17 protein-coding genes are annotated in these 21,260 nt (G+C 69.7%); 13 read left to right on the forward strand and 4 right to left on the reverse strand.

Going from position 1 to position 21,260, the window contains the following annotated elements; translation table 11 throughout:
* Positions 1-258: 258 nt before the first annotated feature.
* A complete protein-coding gene (locus ACM6LR_RS14050) occupies positions 259-2,040 on the reverse strand; it encodes an ABC transporter ATP-binding protein (protein ID WP_414939505.1) in 1,782 nt (593 codons plus the stop codon).
* A 195-nt stretch (positions 2,041-2,235) separates the two neighbouring features.
* Between ACM6LR_RS14050 and mshB the strand changes: the two genes are divergently transcribed.
* Genes mshB through ACM6LR_RS14065 form a run of 3 tightly spaced genes read left to right on the forward strand, consistent with a single transcriptional unit; the run spans position 2,236 to position 4,284 of the window.
* Entirely contained in the window at positions 2,236-3,078 is an 843-nt protein-coding gene (gene mshB / locus ACM6LR_RS14055; protein WP_414939504.1) for an N-acetyl-1-D-myo-inositol-2-amino-2-deoxy-alpha-D-glucopyranoside deacetylase, read from the forward strand.
* Positions 3,075-3,500: a hypothetical protein gene (locus ACM6LR_RS14060; RefSeq protein ID WP_414943929.1), complete on the forward strand. Its 426-nt coding sequence runs from the start codon at positions 3,075-3,077 to the stop codon at positions 3,498-3,500. Before mshB ends, ACM6LR_RS14060 begins: the two co-directional genes overlap by 4 nt.
* On the forward strand, positions 3,493-4,284 hold the full coding sequence (locus tag ACM6LR_RS14065) for a hypothetical protein (protein WP_414939502.1): 792 nt from the start codon (positions 3,493-3,495) through the stop codon (positions 4,282-4,284). The genes ACM6LR_RS14060 and ACM6LR_RS14065 overlap by 8 nt, the downstream gene beginning before the upstream one ends.
* 1 nt (position 4,285) lies before the next feature.
* Here ACM6LR_RS14065 and ACM6LR_RS14070 read toward each other — a convergent pair whose 3' ends face one another.
* Positions 4,286-5,047 carry a site-2 protease family protein gene (locus tag ACM6LR_RS14070; protein WP_414939571.1) on the reverse strand — a complete coding sequence of 254 codons (762 nt, stop codon included), beginning with the start codon at positions 5,045-5,047 and terminating at the stop codon, positions 4,286-4,288.
* Positions 5,048-5,218: 171 nt separating this feature from the next.
* On the opposite strand from ACM6LR_RS14070, the gene ACM6LR_RS14075 reads away from it, so the two are divergent.
* Both ACM6LR_RS14075 and ACM6LR_RS14080 read left to right on the forward strand, forming a co-directional pair.
* Entirely contained in the window at positions 5,219-5,602 is a 384-nt protein-coding gene (locus ACM6LR_RS14075) for a WhiB family transcriptional regulator (RefSeq protein ID WP_007028952.1), read from the forward strand.
* 135 nt (positions 5,603-5,737) lie between these two features.
* Complete coding sequence (locus tag ACM6LR_RS14080) at positions 5,738-9,013, forward strand: glycosyltransferase (RefSeq protein WP_414939501.1); 3,276 nt, start codon at positions 5,738-5,740, stop codon at positions 9,011-9,013.
* 299 nt (positions 9,014-9,312) lie between these two features.
* Here ACM6LR_RS14080 and ACM6LR_RS14085 read toward each other — a convergent pair whose 3' ends face one another.
* The gene (locus ACM6LR_RS14085) at positions 9,313-9,744 is read right to left on the reverse strand and encodes a metallopeptidase family protein (protein ID WP_414939570.1); all 432 of its coding nucleotides are present in this window, start codon (positions 9,742-9,744) and stop codon (positions 9,313-9,315) included.
* Positions 9,745-9,860: 116 nt separating this feature from the next.
* Between ACM6LR_RS14085 and ACM6LR_RS14090 the strand changes: the two genes are divergently transcribed.
* The 5 genes from ACM6LR_RS14090 to manA all read left to right on the forward strand — a co-directional run bounded on the left by ACM6LR_RS14090 (position 9,861) and on the right by manA (position 14,265).
* A complete protein-coding gene (locus ACM6LR_RS14090; RefSeq protein WP_083255246.1) occupies positions 9,861-10,214 on the forward strand; it encodes a DUF3499 domain-containing protein in 354 nt (117 codons plus the stop codon).
* A gap of 71 nt (positions 10,215-10,285) precedes the next feature.
* Positions 10,286-11,641, forward strand: a complete 1,356-nt coding sequence (locus ACM6LR_RS14095) for a phosphomannomutase/phosphoglucomutase (protein ID WP_414939500.1) — start codon at positions 10,286-10,288, stop codon at positions 11,639-11,641.
* A 52-nt stretch (positions 11,642-11,693) separates the two neighbouring features.
* On the forward strand, positions 11,694-11,915 hold the full coding sequence (locus ACM6LR_RS14100) for a Trm112 family protein (protein ID WP_409490459.1): 222 nt from the start codon (positions 11,694-11,696) through the stop codon (positions 11,913-11,915).
* Positions 11,899-12,990, forward strand: coding sequence for a hypothetical protein (locus tag ACM6LR_RS14105; protein ID WP_414939498.1), 1,092 nt, complete (start codon positions 11,899-11,901; stop codon positions 12,988-12,990). The genes ACM6LR_RS14100 and ACM6LR_RS14105 overlap by 17 nt, the downstream gene beginning before the upstream one ends.
* 51 nt (positions 12,991-13,041) lie before the next feature.
* Positions 13,042-14,265: a mannose-6-phosphate isomerase, class I gene (gene manA, locus ACM6LR_RS14110; protein WP_414939569.1), complete on the forward strand. Its 1,224-nt coding sequence runs from the start codon at positions 13,042-13,044 to the stop codon at positions 14,263-14,265.
* A gap of 229 nt (positions 14,266-14,494) precedes the next feature.
* Here manA and ACM6LR_RS14115 read toward each other — a convergent pair whose 3' ends face one another.
* On the reverse strand, positions 14,495-17,500 hold the full coding sequence (locus ACM6LR_RS14115) for a BTAD domain-containing putative transcriptional regulator (protein WP_414943930.1): 3,006 nt from the start codon (positions 17,498-17,500) through the stop codon (positions 14,495-14,497).
* Positions 17,501-17,644: 144 nt separating this feature from the next.
* On the opposite strand from ACM6LR_RS14115, the gene ACM6LR_RS14120 reads away from it, so the two are divergent.
* The 3 genes from ACM6LR_RS14120 to ACM6LR_RS14130 all read left to right on the forward strand — a co-directional run bounded on the left by ACM6LR_RS14120 (position 17,645) and on the right by ACM6LR_RS14130 (position 21,220).
* Positions 17,645-18,559 (forward strand): cation diffusion facilitator family transporter, encoded by a 915-nt coding sequence (locus ACM6LR_RS14120; protein ID WP_414939496.1) that lies wholly within the window; start codon positions 17,645-17,647, stop codon positions 18,557-18,559.
* 226 nt (positions 18,560-18,785) lie between these two features.
* Complete coding sequence (locus ACM6LR_RS14125; protein WP_414943931.1) at positions 18,786-20,306, forward strand: amino acid permease; 1,521 nt, start codon at positions 18,786-18,788, stop codon at positions 20,304-20,306.
* A 221-nt stretch (positions 20,307-20,527) separates the two neighbouring features.
* The gene (locus tag ACM6LR_RS14130; protein WP_414943932.1) at positions 20,528-21,220 is read left to right on the forward strand and encodes an LPXTG cell wall anchor domain-containing protein; all 693 of its coding nucleotides are present in this window, start codon (positions 20,528-20,530) and stop codon (positions 21,218-21,220) included.
* The last annotated feature ends 40 nt before the right edge of the window (positions 21,221-21,260 follow it).

Here is a 21,260-nt window from a genome sequence, read left to right on the forward strand (position 1 = left end):
TCCGGACCCGCGCAATTGGTCGCCTGGTTGCGGGCCACCCCGTGCGGCCGAGGGTCTCCAATGAGGCATCGGGGACAGCGACCGTGGGACGTTTCCCGTGTCCTGAAGGGGACTTTCCCCGCATGGCATGCGGGGAAAGCGCCCTTCACCGCGTGAGATGAGGGGAAAGTCCCCTTCAGCCCCCCGCCCCCCGAGTACAGGAAGGCCCCCTTCTTTGCGTCTAGCGCGAGGAAGGGGGCCTTCACGTACTTCCGGAGGCTAGTCGGCCACCGGGGCGAGCTTGCCCGCTTGCCAGGCCGCACGCCGCTCGGCCTGCAGCACCGGGTCCGCGACCGGCGCGGCCGAGAGCAGACGGCGGGTGTAGTCCTCGCGCGGCGAGTGCAGCACCTGGTCACGGGAGCCGACCTCGACCAGCTTGCCGTGCTGCATCACCGCGACGCGGTCGGCCAGCAGGTCGACGACGGCGAGGTCGTGGCTGATGAACAGGCAGGCGAACTGCAGCGAGCGCTGCAGGTCCAGGAACAGGTCCAGCACCCGCGCCTGCACCGAGACGTCCAGCGCCGAAGTTGGCTCGTCCGCGATCAGCAGCGCCGGGTCGAGCGACAGCGCCCGCGCGATGGCGACGCGCTGGCGCTGGCCGCCGGACAGCTCGTGCGGGTACCGGTTGCGGTAGTGGCCGCCGAGTTCGACCTTGTCCAAAAGGGACGCCACGCGTTCGTTCAGTGCCTTGCCCGACAGGAACTTGTGCAGCACCATCGGCTCGGCGATCGACTCGCCGATGGTCATCTTCGGGTCGAGGGTGGACGCCGGGTCCTGGAACACGATGGAGAAGTAGCGGCGCAGCGGGCGCAAATCCTTGTTGGACATGTTCGTGATGTCCTTGCCCGCGATCGACACGGTGCCGCCGGTCGGGCTCAGCAGGCGGATCGCGCAGCGGCCGACGGTCGACTTGCCGGAACCGGATTCGCCGACAAGGCCGACGATCTCGCCCTTGGCGATGCTCAGCGAGACGTCGTCCACCGCGCGGTTCTTCGCCTGGCCGCGGCGGCCGGGGTACTCCAGCACGAGGTTCTTGATCTCGAGCGCGGGCGCGTTCTCCTCGATCACGGCCGCGAGTTCGCTGTCCTCGAGCCGGATGTCCTCGGCGATCTTCGAGGCCTCTTCACTGTCAGGGGAGATGCCTTCGCCGTCGAGAAGGCGGCGTCCCTCGGGACGCTGGCCGAGCACGGGAACCGCGGCGAGCAGCTTGCGGGTGTAGTCCACCTGCGGCGACGCGAACAGGTCACGCACCGGCGCTTGCTCGACGATGGTGCCCTGGTACATCACGACCACGCGGTCGGCGAGGTCGGCGACCACTCCCATGTCGTGCGTGATCAGCACGATCGCGGTGTTGAGGGTGTCGCGCAGCTTGCGCAGCAGGCCGAGGATCTCCGCCTGCACGGTGACGTCGAGTGCCGTGGTCGGCTCGTCGGCGATGATCACCTTCGGGTCGCACGAGATCGCCATCGCGATGACGACGCGCTGGCGCAGACCGCCGGAGAGCTGGTGCGGGTACTGCTTGAAGCGCAGCGGAGGGTTCGGGATGCCGACCATCTCCAGCAGTTCGATGGCGCGCTTGTCGGCGGCTTCCTTCGAGATGTCCTGGTGCGAGCGGAGCGCCTCGCGCAGCTGCCAGCCGACGGTGTAGACCGGGTTCAGCGCGGTCATCGGCTCCTGGAAGATCATCGCGACCTCGTTGCCGCGGATCTTCTGGAGGTCCTTCTCCTTGAGGTCGGCCAGGTTGCGCTCGCCGAGGCGGAGCTCGCCCGCGATCCGGCTCGTCCTCGGGAGCAGCCCGAGCACCGACATCGAGGTCACCGACTTGCCGGAACCGGACTCGCCGACCACCGCGACGATCTCACCGGGCTTGACGTCGAATCCGATGCCCTTGACGGCGTCGACGACACCGCCGTCGGTCGGGAACGAGACGCTCAGGTCGGAGATGGACAGAACCGAACCCGATACGCCGCCGAGGTCCGACGATGCTGCTTCAGTGCTCACCAAGATGCCCTTCGTGGGGGTACATATGGTCACGGCACATCGGCCGTGACCGTGTCAACGCGCCCTCGGCGGTAAAGAGTGCCTCGGACGTGCGCGAGGATAACCGAGAGTCGCCCGACTAAGGTCGGTGCTCGGGGCTTCCGTCCCGACACCCTATAAAGGAATGCGCGCCGTGTTCGAATTAGTCTTCAAGCCGTGATCTCCGATCGGCCCGAATTACTCCTCGTACACGCTCATCCGGATGACGAGAGCATCACCACCGGTGGCACCATCGCGCGCTACGCGGCCGAAGGCGCCGACGTGACCGTTGTCACGTGCACGCTCGGCGAGGAGGGCGAGATCATCCCGCCGTCCCTCGACGGCCTCGGTTCGTGGGCTTCCGATCAGCTCGGTGGTTACCGCGCGGGCGAACTGGCGTCGGCGTGCGCCGCGCTCGGCGTCTCCCGGCACCGGTACCTCGGCGGCATCGGACGCTGGCGCGATTCGGGAATGGCCGGGACGCCTTCCGCGGCCCATCCGCGCGCGTTCTCCGGGGGTGACGTCGAGGAGCAGGCGGCGCAGCTCGCGGAGATCCTCGACGAGGTGCGACCGCGGGTGGTCGTCACTTATGACGCTTTCGGGGGTTATGGCCATCCCGATCACATCCGCGCGTACGAGATCACGATGGCCGCCGCGCCGAAGGCCGGGTCGGTCGAGCGGGTGTTCCACACGGTTTCTTCCCGTGACGCCGTCGCGGCGGGGCTCGCCGCGCTGCGCGGGCGTTCGGCGTTCCGGGTGCCCGAAGACGGCGAACTGCCGGTGACGCCGGACGAGACGATCACGACCGTCCTCGACGTCGGCGCGTACATCCCGGCGAAGGCCGCCGCGCTGCGGGCGCACGGGACCCAGGTCAGCGTGCCCGCGTCGCCGCATCTCGCGGACCACTTCGCGCTGAGCAACGACGTCGCGCAGCCGATCACGCCGTACGAGTACTTCGTGCTCGCCCACGGACCGGCCGAGGGCGCCGCCGCTGACCTGTTCGGAGGACTCGCCACGTGACCACGCCGTCACAACCACTGACGCCGGGACGGCGCTGGATGCTGGTGGTGCTGTGCTTCGACGCGTTCCTGCTCGGGCTCCTCGAGCTGTTCTTCCTCCCGCTGCGGCTCGACGGCATCGTGCTGCCGAAACTCGGCGACGCCCCGTTCCCGGTGACCGTCGTACTCGCCGTGATCACGACACCGCTGTTGGTGAGAACGACCGCCAAAGTGGTCCAGCCCTCCTTTTCGGTGATTCCACTGCTCGTCTGGGTACTAGTCGTACTCGGGATGGGCGTGACGGGCCCGGGTGGTGATCTGGTGCTGGTACAGGACTGGCGGGCACTGCTACTGATCGGCGGCGGGGCGCTGCCCGGCGCGTTGGCGCTGGGCGGAGGCCTTGGCGCAGCGGCGAAGGCCGCCAAGGGAGGCAAAGATGAGTGAAGCGATTTCGGATCGCCAGGTCGTGGCGGTGCTGCGGCCGTTCGTCCGCGCCTGCGGTCCGATGGTGGACGCGCTGCGTGACGCGGATCCGTTCGGCTTGCAGGCCAGGGGGCGGCGTGAGGACGCGCTGGAAGGCATCAAGCCCAAGCTCAAGGACAAGCTGCTCGACGGGATCACCTCGGTCAAGGTGCCCGGCACCGCGGCCTGGGCGGAGATGTCGAACTACCAGCGGACCCACTGGTGGGTGAACCGGGTCGGCCGGGTCACCGCGCTGATCACCGCGATCCCCGGCCTCGGCGGCGCGCTCGCCGACAGGCTGCCCGTGCAGGACGCGCTCGGCTCCGCGTCCCAAGGTGTTTTGCTGTGCGCGATCGCGGGGGAGTACGGCGTGACCGACGTCGGCGCCCGGGTGCGGCTGATCGCGTGGGTGCTCTTCGAACGCGACATCGACCCGGCGATCGCCGCGGGCAAGCACGCCGAACACGACGAGGCCGCCGAAGACGACGAAGCGGCGAAGCTCACTGAAGAAATCGACGAGTCGAAGAAGAAGCACGGCAAGATCACCCTGAAGGCTGCCGCGGGCACGCTGTGGCGACTTGGCCGGGGGCTGCTGGGCATCGTCGGCGAACTGGAGAAGCGTCCTCGCGGCCGTCTTTTCCACCGGGCGCTCGGGAAGTTGCCGGTGGTCGGCATGGCGGGCGACTACCTCGGCGAGCGGTCCGGTCTCAAACGCGTCTGGAAGCGGGCGCACGAGTGGTTCTCCGAGCACCCCGACGGCACCTGAACTACCTCCAGAACATGAACGCGCCCTGGCCGTACTGCGCCGCGAGTTTGAAACCGCCGACCGAGTCGAAGAGCGCGTAAGACACATCCCACAGCAACGGGGCGGCCCCGGGCACGGCGAACAGCACGGCGAACAGCACGAGCGGCGCCCACGGCCGGGCCTTCGCACCGAACTCGCGCGCGCCGGGCGAAAGATACGGCTCGATCGCGCCCCAGCCGTCGAGGCCGGGGATCGGCAGGATGTTCAGGATGAACGTGACGATCTGAAGCAGCGCAAGGAACGAGAGTCCGATCACGAGTCCGGACGCCATCGGCACCAGCGCGACCAGGAGCGTCAGCACGACGCCGACGGCGAGGTTGCTCAGCGGCCCGGCGAGCGACACCCACGACTGGACACTCCGCGACCGCAGGCGCCCGTGTTCGATCCACACCGCGCCCCCCGGCAGCGGGATGCCGCCGATGATGAGGAATACCAGCGGCAGGACGATGGACAGCACCGGATCCGTGTATTTCCGGACGTCCATGGACAGATAACCCTTATGGGCGACGCTGTGGTCGCCGCCGCGGAACGCCACGATCGCGTGGCCGAACTCGTGCAGCGTCAGTGACGCCACCCAGCCCCCGACGACGAGCAGGACCACGCCGGCGATGGTCAGCACGTCGTACTTCTGCGTGAAAATCGTGGTCTCGTCGCCGAAAGCCGCCAGAACACCGCCCAAGACGGTGAGGGCGAGGATGCCGAGGAAGATCGGGCTTGGCCGCACTGCTGATCTCTGCACCCCACCAGTCTTCCGTATGCCCGATGTGAAGTTCTCGGCGTGTCCCCTTGCGCTCCCGCGCGCGGGTATCCCCCGAACTCGCTACTCCGCTTGACCTGACCGCACTACACGGGTGTAATCACAGTGATGTCATTCGTCGCTGGAAGGGGGCGGCGGATGGTGTTTCAACACCGCCAGCCTGGGGAGTGCGTGGACAGCGAGGAGGCGGACGTGCGGTTGGAAGCAGATGGAAGGGAATGGGGGCAAGTCGTGGGTTGGGGTGAGGTCCCGGAGCAGCAATTGGGCGATCTCACCGAGCTTTTCGACGATGCCTCCGCGGAAGAGCAGGACTGGCAGGAACGGGCCCTCTGCGCGCAGACGGACCCGGAGGCGTTCTTCCCTGAGAAGGGCGGCTCCACCCGCGAAGCCAAGCGGATCTGCCTCGGTTGCGAGGTCAAGGACGAGTGCCTCGAATACGCCCTCGCGCATGACGAGCGGTTCGGTATTTGGGGCGGGCTCTCCGAACGTGAGCGTAGGAAACTGAAGAAACGAGCCGTGTGACGGCGATCTCCGGCACCCTTAGTGCGCCGGAGATCGCTTCCCGCCCCGCTTCCACATAGTGGGGCCACCAACGGGTGACAGAGTCGCGTCGTAGGGTGGCGGCACTCGACTTCGCCGCCACATCTGGAGTGCCCGTTGTCTCGCACTGCCGCGTCACCTGTGCCGCGCACGGTCCCCGTTCTGGCCATTGTGGTCTGTCACAACGGCGAGAACTGGTTGCCACTCGCGCTTTCCGCGCTGCGGCGCAGCGGTGCCCGGCCCCGCCACGTGCTGGCCGTCGACACCGGTTCCACTGACCGGACCGCCCGGATCCTCACCGACGCCGCCGCGACCGAAGGCGTCGCGGGCGAGGCGCCGGTTCTTGATGGAATCCTCACGCTTTCGAGTGACGTGGGCTTCGGTGCCGCGGTCGGCGAGGCCGTCGAGCACGCCGTCGATCGCTGGGGTGATCCCGGCGGCTGGATCTGGTTGCTGCACGACGACTGTGCGCCGGAACCCGACTGTCTCGAGAACCTGTTGGCAGCGGCCGAAAACGAACCTGCGGCGACGGTGCTCGGTCCGCTCGCGGTGGACTGGAGCGACCCTCGGCTGATCGTCGAAGCCGGGCTGTCGACCGATGCCATCGGCCACCGGCAGCAGATCTCGCCGGCGGAGACCGACACCGCGGTGCTCGCCGTGCCGAGCGCGGGATCGCTGGTACGGCGGGAGGTCTGGCATGGCCTCGGCGGCTACGACCCCGGTTTTCCCTTGCTGCGCGAGGATCTCGACTTCGGCTGGCGGGCAGGTGCCGCGGGCGGCCGCGTGCTTTCGGTGCCGACGGCGCGGCTCCGGCACGCCCGCGCGCTCAGCACCGGACAGCGGGAACCGGACGCGCTCGGCCTTTCCCTCGCGACGGCGAACCGCGCGCACGGGCTCCGGGTGTTCCTCGTCAACTGCTCCCCGTTGTCGTTTTGGTTCGGCTTGTTTCGAATTCCGCTCTTCGCGCTGTTACGCGCGCTCGCGTTCCTGCTGCTGCGCCGCACCGGCGAGGCCGGCGCAGAACTCGCGGCGACCTGGTACCTGCTGCGCGGTCGCGGCGGGCTTCGCGCGGCCCGCTCCGACCGCCGGAAGACCGACCGGCCCGGCGATGTCCGTGGTCTCTTCACCGGGCGGATGACGCGCTTGCGCAACGCGGTCCGCGCCGGCGTCGTCGGCCTCGTCCGGCGCGGTGTCGAACGGGACTTCGCCCTCGGGACCGTGCCGGAGAGCGCGGGTCAGGAAGGCGCCTGGATTCCGCCGGAGGCGTTGACGGCCACGCAAGATCGTCCGGTCGGTCCCGGCGCGCTGCCCGCGGGGGCGATGCGCGGGGTCGGCTCGAGGGGGACGGGCCTGCGGCGGCCCAGCGGGATCGTCGCGGTCGCCGTCCCCGAGAAACCCGTCGAGGGCAGGCCGAAACCGTCGCCGGTGCCGCGTGACGGCGGGCGGCGGCCGGAGCCGGAACTCGTGTTCGTCGAGGTCGACCGGAAACGGGTGCTCGGCGCGACCTTGTTCGCCCCGCCGGTGATCGTGCTCGTCGTGCTGACGGCGCTCGCGTTCGCGGTCAACGGCTCAAGGCTCGGGCTGGACCTCTTCGGCGGGAAACTGCTGCCGGTCGGCGGCCTCGGCGAGATCTGGTCGTCGTATCTCGCGCCGTGGCACCCGATCGCCGGTGGGACGGCGAGTCCCGCGCCCGCGACGCTGCCGGTGCTGGGCACCCTCGGCGCGATTTTCGCGCCGATCGGCGGACCCGCGGCGCTGGTCGCGATCCTGCTGATCGGTGACATCCCGCTCGCCGCCCTGAGTGCGTACGTGGCCACTCGGCACCTTCGCGTGCGTCGCTGGGTGCGTGCCGTCGCCGCGGCGGCGTACGGCGTGCTGCCCGCGGCCACGGCTTCGGTCGCGCAGGGGCGGCTCGACGTCGTCGTCGTGCATCTGCTGCTGCCGCTGGTGATCGCGGGCATCGTCGGACTGCTGGTCCGCGCGGATTCGCGGTGGCTGCACGTTTCCGCGCTGAGCGCGATCGGGCTGGCGCTGATCGGCGCCTTCTCGCCGCTGGCGCACGCGCTGGCGTTGGTCGGACTGGTGATCGGCTTCGTGGTGCTGCCTTCACCGACCGGGCTCGCGCGGCGGATCGCGTCGGTCGGCATCGTGGTCTTCCTGCCGCTGGCGCTGCTGCTGCCGTGGCCGAGTGTGCTGCTGCGACATCCGGAACTGCTGTTGCACGGACTCGGCGGCGGTGCGACGGCCGCGTCCGGCGCCGATCTCGCCGGGCTGGACCCCGGCGGTCCCGGCGCGTGGCCGATCGGGGTGGTCCTGGTCGCGGCCGCGATCGTCGCGCTGGTGGTCCGGCCGTCGAAGGGCGCGGGCGGCGGTGTCGCGGTCGTCGTGCTGGGCGCGCTCGGTCTCGTGGCCGTGCGGTTCGTGGCGGTGACGCCGATGTCGGGCGGCGCGCACGCGACCGGGTTCGCCGGGGTGCCGCTGCTGGTGATCGGTGCGGGGCTGCTGTGGACGGTGCTGGCCACCTGGCAGCGCGGCGGGACCAGGATCGAACCGGCGCCGTGGCCGGCGAAGGTCACGGCCGTCGCCGGGGTGCTCGTGCTGCTGGCGCTGGCGACCGGTGCGGTCGTCGCCGGCCGGGAAGGCCCGCTGGGGTCGGGTGAGCGTCCCTCCCTCGACTTGGCTTCCAGCGGACGCTCGGTTCTGGTCGTGGGCGGCCCGGGTGAGCCCGTGCGGCAGACCGGGGGGCGGCTGCCGGCCTACGGCGACGACGAACTCGCGCCGACGCCCGGCAGCGCGGACCGGCTGGCCTCGTGGCGCCGGGACCTCCTGACCGGTTCGCCGGACGCGGTGAAGCAGGCCTTCGCGGCCGCCGCGGCTTCCGGCGTGCTGTACGTCGTGCTACCCAGTGGCGTGAACGGCGCGGTGTATGTCGAACTCGCGCGCGACCTGGTCGCCCCGGCCGCGCCGACCTCGGACGGGCGTCCGGTGCTGCGGCTGCTGCCCGCGGGCGGTCAGGTGGCGTTGATCTCGCCGGAACTGGCGCAGGCGGCCGTGACCGGGAAGGGCGCGCCGGGGGTGTCGCCCGGGGTGGCGCCGGTACAGGCCGGGTTGCCGGACGTGCGGGTGCGCGTCTCGGAAGGGCCGACCGGGCGGCTGCTCGTGCTGGCCGCGGAGTTCGAGGCGGGCTGGCAGGCGAGCGTGGACGGCAAGGCCGTGCCTATCGTGCGGGCTTGGGGCCACCAGGTGGCGGTCTCGGTGCCTCCCACGCCTTCGGAGGTGGTGGTGGAGCACCAGGGCACCACGCGGAACCTGTTGCTGCTGGCGCAGCTCGCCGCGGTGCTGTTCACGCTGCTGACGGCAGTGCCTACGCGGCGGCGTCCTTCGGTGTCTTGAGGCGCTCTTCGGTGCTTTTGCCTCGCTGCGCCGCCTCTGCTCGCTGCGCCGCCTCTGCCTCGGCCGCCTCCCGGTCGCCTTTGTACGCCGATGTCCCCCATGTGGCATTGGGGACATCCGCCTACCACGACGCTCCCGTTCCCGGCACCCTGCCGCGAGTTGTCCACAGGCCGATGCACTTGTGGACAACGTGGCCCCCAAAGCTCGTTTCCCCAGGTCCCGTCGGTCCTTGCCGATACGCTGGGCTGGGGACGCCCCCCGGGAAGGGTGGGGGCTGGGCAGTGAGCGAGAGCGAGGGGCTATTCGCCTTCGATGACGTCGGGTTCGACGCCGAGGTAGCCCGCGACCTGTTCGACGAGGACGTCGTGGACGAGTTCCGCGAGTTCGCCGGGGTCCTTCGCGCGTGCTTCGAGGGGGCGGCGGTAGAGGACGATGCGGGCGCGCGTCGGCAGTCCGGTGCGGTCGACGCCGGCGGGCACGAGCCGCGAGAGCGGGACGGCGCCGTCGTGCAACACGCCGTCCACTCCGGTCGGTGCGCCATCCGAGCGAACTTCGGGGACGTCGTCGACGGCGACGTCGAGCTTCGTCAGCTCGTGCCGCCACCGCGCTTCGATCGGTTCGAGCGCGTCAAGAACCAGTGCGTCGAACCTTTCCGCCCTGCTAGCGGCGGCGGGAAGGGTCGACGGATACAGCGCTCCGCGCAGGCCCCGGCCGTGCCGGTCCCGGCGCATCCGCCGTCGCTGTCGGGAATCACGAGCCGTCGCCACGAACCGAAGGGTACGCGCTCGGCGAGTCGAAGTGCGTGTCGCCGGTACGCCGCGCTCGCGACGCGCTATCGTTCTCGATCGTGCGGAGCGTACGAAAGTGTTCGCGAACGGGTTGTCTCGAGCCCGCTGTCGCCACGCTCACGTATGCCTACAGTGACTCGACCGCCGTCGTGGGCCCACTGGCCACCGCGAGCGAGCCGCACTCCTATGACCTCTGCGAAGCCCATGCCCTTCGGCTCACCGTGCCCAAGGGCTGGGAAGTCGTCCGGCACGAGGGGGCCTTCGCCGCTCCCGACCCGTCCGCCGACGAGCTGACAGCACTGGCCGAGGCCGTGCGTGAAGCTGGCCGCTCCGACAAGCCCGCGCCCGGCCCCGAACCCGAGGGACCGTCGGGCAGGCGCGGCCACCTGCGCGTCCTGCCCGGCCGAGCCTGACGCGAGAGCCCGCCGGTAGGCTTTCGAGGCGCCAGAGGGCGTTGTAACGAGACTATTGGCGGGGAGCAGGCGTGCCAGACCTTTCGGGCATCGTGAAGGCCTATGACATTCGCGGCGTGGTCGGTGAGCAGCTGGACGTGGCGCTCGTCCGAGACCTCGGCTCGGCGTTCGCCCTGTTGATCAAATCCGAGTCGGACTCCGTGGTCATCGGCCACGACATGCGTGACTCCTCGCCGGAGCTGTCCGCCGCGTTCGCCGACGGCGTGACCTCGCAGGGCCTCGACGTCGTGACGATCGGCCTCGCCAGCACCGACCAGCTCTACTTCGCGTCCGGCTCGCTGAACCTGCCCGGCGCCATGTTCACCGCCAGCCACAACCCGGCGAAGTACAACGGCATCAAGCTGTGCCGCTCGGGGGCCGCCCCGGTCGGCCAGGACTCCGGTCTCGCGGAGATCCGCGACACCGTCGAGCAGGGCGTGCCCGCCTTCGCGGGCCAGCGCGGTTCGGTGACCCAGAAGGACGTTCTCGCCGACTACGCGGCGTACCTGCGCAAGCTCGTCGACCTGTCGGGCAGCCGCCCGCTGAAGGTCGTCGTCGACGCGGGCAACGGCATGGGCGGCCACACCGTCCCGACCGTCTTCGCGGGCCTGCCCATCGAGGTCGTGCCGATGTACTTCGAACTCGACGGCTCCTTCCCGAACCACGAGGCCAACCCGCTCGACCCGAAGAACATCGTCGACCTCCAGGCGAAGGTGCGCGAGGAAGGCGCCGACGCGGGCCTGGCCTTCGACGGCGACGCGGACCGCTGCTTCGTCGTCGACGAGCGCGGCGAGCCGGTGCCACCGAGCACCATCACCGCGCTGGTCGCGATCCGCGAGCTGGAGAAGGAGCCGGGCGGCACCATCATCCACAACCTGATCACGTCGAAGGGTGTGCCGGAGATCGTCGCCGAACACGGCGGCAAGCCGGTGCGCACCCGGGTCGGGCACTCGTTCATCAAGGCCGAGATGGCCAGGACCGACGCGATCTTCGGCGGCGAACACTCCGCGCACTACTACTTCCGCGACTTCTGGCGTGCCGACACCGGCATGCTGGCCGCGCTCCACGTCCTCGCCGCCCTCGGCGAGCAGTCGGGCCCGCTGTCCAGGCTGACCGCGGAGTACTCGCGCTACGCGGCTTCCGGCGAGATCAACTCGACCGTGGACGACCAGGTCGCCCGCATGATGGCGGTCAAGGACACCTTCGGCGCCCGCCAAGGCGCCGAAATCGACGAACTGGACGGGCTCACCGTGCAGCTTCCCGGCGGTGGCTGGTTCAACCTGCGCCCGTCGAACACCGAGCCGCTGCTCCGCCTGAACGTCGAGGCCGCCGACGCCGAGGCCGTCCGGGCGCTGACCGAAGACGTACTGGCGATTGTCCGTGGGTAACGAATGTGTCGTGAAAACACCCATAGAGATGACCCACAGGTAGGGAGTGAGCATGGCCGTCACGCTTGACGCACAGTTGCTGGAGATCCTGGCCTGCCCGTCCCCCGATCACGCACCGCTGCGGACGGGGACGACGGCCGACCCGGAGGCCGACGCGCTGACCTGTACGGAATGTGGTCGAGTGTATCCGGTCCGTGATGGTATCCCGGTATTGTTGCTGGACGAAGCCACCGAGCCGACGAACCCGGATGGCGCCCATGCCGACGGTCCCTGACGATTCCCTGCTCGACGATCCCGCGAGGCTGGCCGAGGCCGACACCGCGGGGCTTCTCCGCGCCGCGGCGATGGCGGGCGCCCAGGTCCGGTCGACCGCCGAAGCCGCGGCCGAACTCGAGCTGAGCGATCGCCTGGACGTCGGGCGCCCGCGCGCACTCGTCCTGATCGACCGGCCAGGGGTCAGCCGCACGCTGACCAGGCTGGTCGCCGCGCTGCTGACACCGGCCTGCCCGGTGCCGGTGGTCGTCGCCGAGGCGGTGCCGAGCTGGATCGGTGCCCTCGACGTCGTCTTCGCGCACACCGACGACGCCGGTGATCGCGAGCTGGCCGCTTCCTTGGAACGCGCCGCCCGGTTCGGCGCGACGGTCGTGCTGTCCGCTCCCGGCGAGGGCCCGGTCGCGGCCGCCGTCGCCGGCAAGGGGCTGATCCTCGCGCCCAGGCTCCCGGTCCCGCCGGAGATGGCCTTCCCGCGCGGACTCGCCGCGGCCCTGCTCACCGCCAACGCGCTCGGCCTGCTGGTGGCCGACCTGGAGCAGCTCGCCGACCATCTCGACGCGGAAGCCGAGAAGGACTATCTGGCCAGGGACTCGTTCGCGAACCCGGCCAAGGCGATGGCGTTGAAGGTGGCCGATCGCCAGCCACTGCTGTGGGGGCTGGACCCGGTCGCGGTCGCCGTCGGCGAGCACGCGGCACACGCGTTCGCCGCCCACGCGGCACTCGTCTGTGACGTGGAGGACTACCGCCAGGCGCTGGCAAGGCCCGCTTTGCGGCGGGCGGCGTTGTCCGGGAGCGTGGATCGCGATATCTTCGCGGACCCGGAGGAGAGGGTCGGCCTGACGCCGAAGGTGTTGCTCCTCTCGGTTCGGACGGGGCCGGCCTCGGAGGCGGCTCGCTACCAGGCGGAAGACCTGCTACCCGGTGCGGACGTGATCGCCCCGGCCGAAGAGATCGAAACGGACGAGATCGTGCGTGCGGCCGTTCTCGCGCTGCGTTTCGAGCTGGCCGCGGTCTATCTGGGGCTGGCCGTCGGCAGCATCGGCGGCGCCGGGAGGTACACGCCCGCAACGGCGTGAGGAAATGAGGGCCGGCACCACACCCGTGCCCGGCGAGGAGTTGAGGTGACAGTGGAGCTGCTGCGCAATGCCGTGCGGCCCTACGCGTGGGGGTCCAGAACGACGATCCCCGAGCTGCTGGGACGTCCGGTGCCGGCGCCGCACCCGGAGGCGGAACTGTGGATGGGCGCCCACCCCGGCGACCCGTCCCACGTCATCGGCCCGGACGGCACCGAGCGGAGCCTGCTGGAGCTCGTCGAAGCCGATCCGGTCGGCCAGCTCGGCACGGGCTGCGCCGACCGCTGGGGCGGCAGGCTGCCGTTCCTGATGAAGATCCTCGCCGCCGAAGAGCCGCTTTCGATGCAGGCGCACCCGTCGGCCGCACAGGCGGCCGAGGGTTACGCGCGCGAGGAGTCGGCCAGGATCCCGCGCGACGCCTCGAACCGCAACTACCCGGATCCGACGGCGAAGCCGGAACTCGTCTGCGCGCTGACCGAATTCCACGCGCTCGCGGGCTTCCGCGACCCGCAACGCACGATCTCGCTGCTCAAGGCGATCGAGACGCCAGGGCTGGCGAAGTACGCGGTGCTGCTGGAGGCCCAGCCGGATCCGGCCGGGCTGCGCGCGCTGTTCACCACCTGGATCACCCTGCCGCAGGCCGCACTCGACGAACTGCTGCCCGAGGTCCTCGATTCGTGCGTCGCACACATCCGGGCACGCGGCGAGTTCGACGTCGAATGCCGGACCATCCTGGAACTCGGCGAGTCGCATCCGCGGGACGCTGGTGTGCTCGCGGCGTTGCTGCTCAACCGCCTCACCCTCAGCGCGGGCGAGGCGATCTACCTGCCCGCCGGGAACCTGCATCTGTACCTGCACGGCACGGCGGTCGAGATCCTGGCGAACTCGGACAACATCCTCCGCTGCGGGCTGACCCCCAAGCACGTCGACGTGCCGGAGTTGCTGCGCGTCGTCGATTTCGCGTGCGGTGAGATGCCGGTGCAGAGCGGCACCGAAGAGGCGGGGATGTCGGTGTACCGCACCGACGCACCGGAGTTCGAGCTGTCGCGGATCGAGTGGGAGGCCGGCGACGACGGCGAGGTCGCCGTCCACGACATCGGCCCGCAGATCCTGCTGTGCACCGCGGGCGCCCTGCTGGTGACCGCCGACGACGGCGAGCAGGTCGAACTCCGCCGGGGTCAATCGGTGTGGCTCCCGGCCGCCGACCCCGCCGTCCGCGTGCGGCCGCTTTCCGGTGAGCGCACCCAGGTCTTCCGCGCCACCGCCGGCACCTGCTGACCCCTCCGCGTTTCGTCCTCTGGTTGCGGTAGTTGCGCGTGCAAGGACCGCAACCAGAGGACTAAACGCGTCCTTGGTCAAAACTGTGTGCGTTCCGTGTGGCGGGTTCCGCGATCATCATCCGAAGGGGTGACCCTGCGGTTGTCGTCGGCTCGTCCCGATCCGGGTCGGCGACTCACCGTGGGCGACTTCCGGGTGGTGCTCGTCTGAGGGGTCGGGCACCCCCCGGTCAGGCCGGGGCGGGTTCGGTGAGCGACAACAGCAGCCGGACGAGGGTCGAAGCGTTGGCGTCGTGGGGGACTTCCAATCGCTTCGCCTCTTCGCCCGCCGCCTCGGCCGCCTTGGTTTCCCCGACGGCCTCGTAGGCCCTGCGCAGCACGTGCAGGGTGAGGCCTGTCGCGGGTTTCCCGCCCATGGCACGGAATTCGTCGAGACAGCGGCGCAGGACGGGAATCGCGCGATCGGCCCGGCCGTCACCGATCCAGCTCGCCGCGATCGCGCGGGTGCAGGAAAGTTCCCGCGGCCGTTCTTCGAGCGCGCCCGCCAGCCGTCGCGCGTTCTCGTACGCCCTCACGGCGCCGACGCGCTGTCCGGCACCGGCGAGGATCGCGCCCTGTGTGCGCAACGACTTCGCCAGCGCCGATTTCGCCGTCGTCCGGCGCAGTACCCGGACCGATTCTTCGATCGTCTCCAGTGCCTCTTCCTGGCGGCCGTCGAGCATCAGCGACCACGAAAGTCCTTGCAGGGCAACGCCGAGCTGGCGTTCATCGCCGCATTCGAGCGCGAGCGCGAGAATCCTGCGGTCGATCTCCAGCGCCTCGGTGATCTTGCCGAGCCGGTGCAACGCCGCGGACTCCGCGTGCCGTGCGTACGCTCCGGGCCCGTTTTCCTCCACAGTGGACAGTTCGCGGGCCTGGGTCGCCGCGTGCAGGGATTCACCTGCCCGGCCGAGGCCGACGAGGCAGCGTGCCAGGTTCGTCTCGACCCACGCCCGCGCGGAACTGTCGCCCAGCGCCGCCAGTTCCTTCGAGCATTCGCGGTAGCCCTCGACGGCGCGTTCGTACTCGCCTCGGGCGTGCAGCAACACCGTCAGGTTCGCCTCGGCGATGACCACGATGTGCCTGTCGCCCGCCTCGCGAGCGGCGTCGCGCAAGGTCTCGTACGCCGTCCGCATGTCGGTGTAGTGGCTGTGCAGGTACAGGTACGCGCTCAGTCTTTCCAGTACCCGCAACGCTTTTCGCCGCCAGCCGACGGCGCACAGCGAAGAGACGGCGGCGACCAGGTTGGCCCGCTCCACGGAGAACCACGCTCCGGGATCGCGCAGCAGCCGCTCGACCAGTTCGCCCGGCAGCGGCTGCGCGGGGACGTCCTGATCCGACAACGGCATCGGCACCGTCCTCGGCAGGCGGCGGGCCGCCGTGTCCGCGAGGCACAGTGCCGCGTCCGACACCTTCGCGACGCTGGCCACCCGCTCGGCGTGGGTCTCCAGTTCGCGGCCGAGTTCCGTGGCGAACACGCGCACGAGGTCGTGCACGCGGAACCGCTGCTCACCCGTCGGGTCGAGACCGGTGGCTTCGAGCAGGCTGGCCTCAAGGAGTTCGTCGATGGCCGCGTCCGCGTCCTCGTCGTCGATGAGGGTCGACACCGCCCACGCCGGAAGGTCGAGGGTGCGGCAGCGGCCGATCAACCGGAACGCGCGCCGCGCCGCCGGGCTCAGCGCCTGATAGCTCAACGCGATGCTGCCGCGCACCTGGAGATCGCTGACCTGAAGTTCGTCGAGGCGCGAGACCTCGTCCTCCAGCTTCCCGGCGAGTTTCCCGAGCGGCATGCCCGGCCGCATGGCGAGCCTGCTGCCGGCGATCCGCAGTGCCAGCGGGAGATTGCCGCAGGCTTTGGCGATCCGCTCCGCGTCCGCGCGTTCGGCGTCCACCCGCTCCGGCCCGGCCAGCCGCTCCAGCAGGGTCATGGCTTCGGCGCCGGACAGCGGGGCGAGGTGGAGGCGACTCGCCCCGGCGAGCCCGGAAAGCCGCTGCCTGCTGGTGATCAGGACGGCGCTGCCCGGCGTTCCCGGCAGCAGTGCGCGGGCCTGCTCGGGACTCGCGGCGTCGTCGAGCACCACGAGGACCCGCCGATCGGCGAGACGGCCGCGATAGACCGCCGCCCGCGCCTCGACGTCGTCCGGGATGGCGGGGCCGGTGACCCCCAGCGCGCGCAACAGGTCGCCGAGGACGTCGGCGAGTTCGCGCGGGTCGGAGGCGCCCGCCAGCGGGACGAACAGCTGACCGTCGGAGAAGGACCGGCGGAGCCGGTGCGCGGTGCTGACCGCGAGGGTGGACTTGCCCGCGCCGGGTTCGCCGGTGATCACCGCGACCGGTACGCCCGTGCCTTCACCGAGCAGCCCGGAGAGCTTCGCGATCTCGTGCTCGCGGCCAGCGAGATCCGCGATGTCCGGTGGCAGCTGGCAGATCGGGAAGATCGGCGACGCCTTGGTGGACGGCGCTGGATCCTCACCGCGCAGCACGGCGGCGTGCACACGGCGGACCTCGGCGCCGGGCTCCACGCCGAGTTCCTCGACGAGGGTGGCGCGCAGATCGCGGTGGACGGCCAGTGAATCGGCCTGCCGCCCGGCGCGGTGCAGCGCGATCATCAGCTGCGCGGCGAGCCGCTCGCGCAGGGGATGTTCGGTGATCATCGCCTGGAGTTCGCCGGTGAGTTCGCCGTGCCTGCCGTCGGACAGTTCGGCGTCGACACAGTCTTCGAAGGCGGCGAGGCGTTCCGACTCGAGCCGGGCGACGTCCGCGTCGAGCCGGGGGACGTGCAGCCCGGACAGGACCGGCCCGCGCCATTCCGCCAGCGCGCGGCGATAGTGCCCGGCGGCCGCCACCGGATCACCCGCCCGCGCCGCCGCCTTCCCCGCCGCGGCTGCTGCACGGAAGGACAGCAGATCCAGCTCGCCGGGCTCGACCACCAGCCGGTAGCCGCGCGGATCCCGCTCGATCTCCAGCCCTTCGAACCGTGCCCGCAGACGGGAGACGTAGGTGTGCAGATTCGAGGAGTACGACTTGGGCGGCGTCTCCGGCCAGAGGGTCTCGACCAGGGCGTCGACGGTGACGGACGAGTTCGCGTTCAGCAGGAGGACGGCCAGCAGTGCGCGCTGATGATCGCCGCGTGGCGTCGTGCGCCGCCCGGGCGGGCTCTCTATCGTCAACGGTCCGAGCACGCCGAATCGCGGCACGGGCACCTCCCCAGGTCATGAGAGGGGCGAGACTAGCGAGGGGTTCCGACAATTCTGTGACCTGTCCTGCCCGGCGCCACGGAGCTCATCTGCACTGCTAGCCTTCGAACCCGGCATATCGGGACACCAGTTGGGGAGTTGCACGTGTCTGCAGGTGGCGGAACCAAGGCGATCATCGCCGCGCTCGTGGCGAACGCCGGTATCGCGGTCGCGAAATTCACCGGCTTCCTCATCACCGGGTCGTCCTCGATGCTCGCCGAGTCCGTGCACTCGCTCGCGGACACCTCGAATCAGGGCCTCCTGCTGCTGGGTCAGAAGACCTCGCAGCGCAAGGCGACCCGCACGCACCCGTTCGGCTTCGGGCGGGACCGGTACTTCTACTCGTTCATCGTCGCGCTGATGCTGTTCAGCCTCGGGTCGGTGTTCGCGCTGTACGAGGGCATCCACAAGATCAGCGAGCCGGAGGCGCTGACCTCGCCGTGGGTGGCCGTCGGCATCCTCGTGGTCGCGATCGGGCTGGAGTGCTACTCCTTCTACACCGCGATCCAGGAGTCGAAGAAGATCAAGGGCGACGCGGGCTGGTGGGCGTTCATCCGCCAGGCCAAGACGCCCGAACTGCCGGTGGTCCTGCTGGAGGACGCGGGCGCGCTGTTCGGCCTGGTGTTCGCGCTCGCGGGCGTCGGGCTCTCGGTCGCCACGGGCGACCCGGTGTGGGACGGCATCGGCACCGTCACGATCGGACTGCTGCTCGGCGTTATCGCGATCATCCTGATCATCGAGATGAAGAGCCTGCTGATCGGCGAGGGCGCCTCCGAGTCCGACCTCGACACGATCGTCGACGAACTCGCCGCGGGCAAGGTCGAGCGGGTCATCCACATCCGCACCCTCTACATCGGCCCGGACGAGATGCTGGTGGCCGCGAAGCTCGCGCTGGTGCCCGGGCTGGAGACCGCCGATATCGCTCAAGCCATCGATGACGCCGAAGCGCGTGTGCGCGCGAAGGTGCCGACGGCGAAGCTCATCTACCTAGAGCCGGACCTGGACCGCTCGCTGGCCTAAGCGGAGCCTGCGGTAGTCCGTGAAGGCCTCCTTGAGGGACCCTGGGTCCCTCAAGGAGGCCTTCACGGACCTCCAACCCGCCGCCGCGACCGCCGTCCGGAGCAACTGTCCGTACTCCGCCGATTACCAGCGCGACCTCCGCGTAATTCGTTGCTCTCCCACCGCGCTGCCGTCACGACCGGGCGATAGGGTCCGTGGAACCGCAGTCAGGTGTAGGAGGTCAAGGGTGCCCGGAAACGGTCTGTGGCGTACGAAATCCATTGAGCAGTCCATCGCGGACACCGACGAACCGGGGACCAAGCTCAGGCGGAACCTGAGCGCGTGGGATCTGACCGTGTTCGGTGTCGCCGTCGTCATCGGCGCCGGGATCTTCACCCTCACCGCGCGCACGGCCGGCGACTACGCGGGGCCGTCGGTCTCGCTCTCGTTCATCTTCGCGGCCATTGCCTGTGCGCTGGCGGCCCTCTGTTACGCGGAATTCGCGTCCACCGTCCCGGTGGCCGGGAGCGCGTACACGTTCTCTTACGCCACGTTCGGCGAATTCATGGCGTGGATCATCGGCTGGGACCTCATCCTGGAGCTCGCGGTCGGCGCGGCCGCGGTGTCGAAGGGCTGGTCGGCCTATCTCGAAACCGTGCTCTCCTACATCTTCGGCAAGGGCACGAAGACGACGTTCGAGATCGGCGGTGTCCCCGTCGACTGGGGCGCCCTGCTCGTGGTGGTGGTGCTGGTGACGCTGCTCGCCGTCGGCACGAAGCTGTCTTCGCGGTTCTCGATGGTGATCACCGGGATCAAGGTCGCGGTGGTGCTGTTCGTGATCGTGCTCGGCATCTTCTACATCAAGGCCGCCAACTACAGCCCCTTCATCCCGGAGGCCCAGTCCGGCGCCGAGTCGTCGGCCACCGGGGTCGACCAGTCGCTCTTCTCGGTGTTCGCGGGCAGTGGCAGTAGTTCGTTCGGCGTCTTCGGTCTGCTGGCCGCGGCGTCGCTGGTGTTCTTCGCGTTCATCGGCTTCGACATCGTCGCGACCACCGCGGAGGAGACCCGCAACCCGCAGAAGGCCGTGCCCCGTGGCATCTTCGGCTCGCTCGCCATCGTCACGGTGCTGTATGTCGCCGTGTCGCTCGTGGTCGTCGGCATGGTGAACTACAAGGACCTCGCCACTTCGGCGGGTGACGGCGGCAAGAAGACCCTCGCTTCAGCGTTCGCGGTCAACGGCGTCGACTGGGCGGCCAACATCATCTCCGTCGGGGCTCTCGCCGGTCTGACGACCGTCGTCATGGTGCTGATGCTCGGTCAGATCCGGATCATCTTCGCGATGTCGCGCGACGGGCTCATGCCGCGCGGCCTGGCGAAGACCGGCCCGAACGGGACGCCGAAGCGGGCGACCATCGTCGTCGGCGGACTGGTCGCCCTCGCCGCGACGTTCTTCCCGGCGGACAAGCTCGAGGAAATGGTCAATGTCGGCACGCTGTTCGCCTTCATCCTCGTTTCCGCGGGCGTGCTGGTGCTGCGCAGGACGCGACCGGATCTCCCGCGTGCCTTCCGGGTGCCGTGGGTGCCGGTGATCCCGATCCTGGCGATCCTCGCTTGCCTGTGGCTGATGCTCAACCTGACCGTTTTGACCTGGTTGCGGTTCATCGCGTGGATGGCGCTGGGCGTCGTCGTCTACTTCGCTTACAGCCGTCGTAATTCAATCCTCGGCAAGCAGAACAAGGGCAAGGTTCCCACGTCCGTATCGGACTGATCATTCTCGTTTCGGCGGCCCACCATTCCTCTGTAGATGGTGGGCCGCTTTGTCGGGGGCCCCGGTTTCGGTGTGAAATCGGTGTGCGATAGCGTCCGGTCTCTGCCTCACCCTGACGGGTGAACGGAACTCGTGTAGAAGCACCGCGAGTTGACCTTCGTCCCTCAAAGAGGCACCGCGCTCTGCTCGTTTGTCCCCCGATCGGTACAGGAGAGCTCTGAATGCAGATCATGTCCGGACGGCGCGTCCGCTCCGCCGTCACCGTCGTCGCACTGGCGACCGCCGCCCTGCTCGGCACCGCCGGCTCGGCGCTGGCCTGTCACTCCGATGACGACCGCGCCAAGCCGATCCCCGGCAACATCAGCAAATGCGAGCAGGTCAAGGCCGGCGGCAAGGCTTTGTCCGACTCGGACTTCAAGTTCACCGGTGGCGCCGGTGAGAAGCGGCTCAACATCACCGGCCTCGGCGAGGGCGTCAAGGTGACCGCGATCGTCGTCCTCGGCGGCGACGACGGCTACAACGTCTACGAGCCGGGCAAGCGCAAGCTCGCCGACACCCCGCCGTGGACCGAGCTGCGCGCGCCGTTCAACCGCGACGGCAGCAAGGCGAACATCGACAAGTGGTACGCGTGCGGCGAAAAGACCAAGCCGACCGAGCAGCCGAAGCCTAGCGAGCCGACGAAGACCTCGACGGCCAAGCCGTCGACGACCGCTCCGACCACCACGGAGAAGCCGTCCGACACCCCGACCAGCACCTCCGCCCCGGCCCCCGCGGTCGGTGGTAACGGTGGCAACGGTGGCGGCCTCGCCGACACCGGTTTCGACAACGCCTGGCTGCTGTGGGCCGGTGGCCTCCTGGTTCTGGCCGGTGCTGGTGTCCTGGTCCTGCTGCGTGCGCGTCGCAAGACCAACTGAAGCTAGTTAGTGCCTGAAGGCCCTCTTCCTCGTGAAGGGG

This window comes from Amycolatopsis sp. cmx-11-32, from assembly GCF_047608695.1.
Lineage (GTDB): Bacteria > Actinomycetota > Actinomycetes > Mycobacteriales > Pseudonocardiaceae > Amycolatopsis.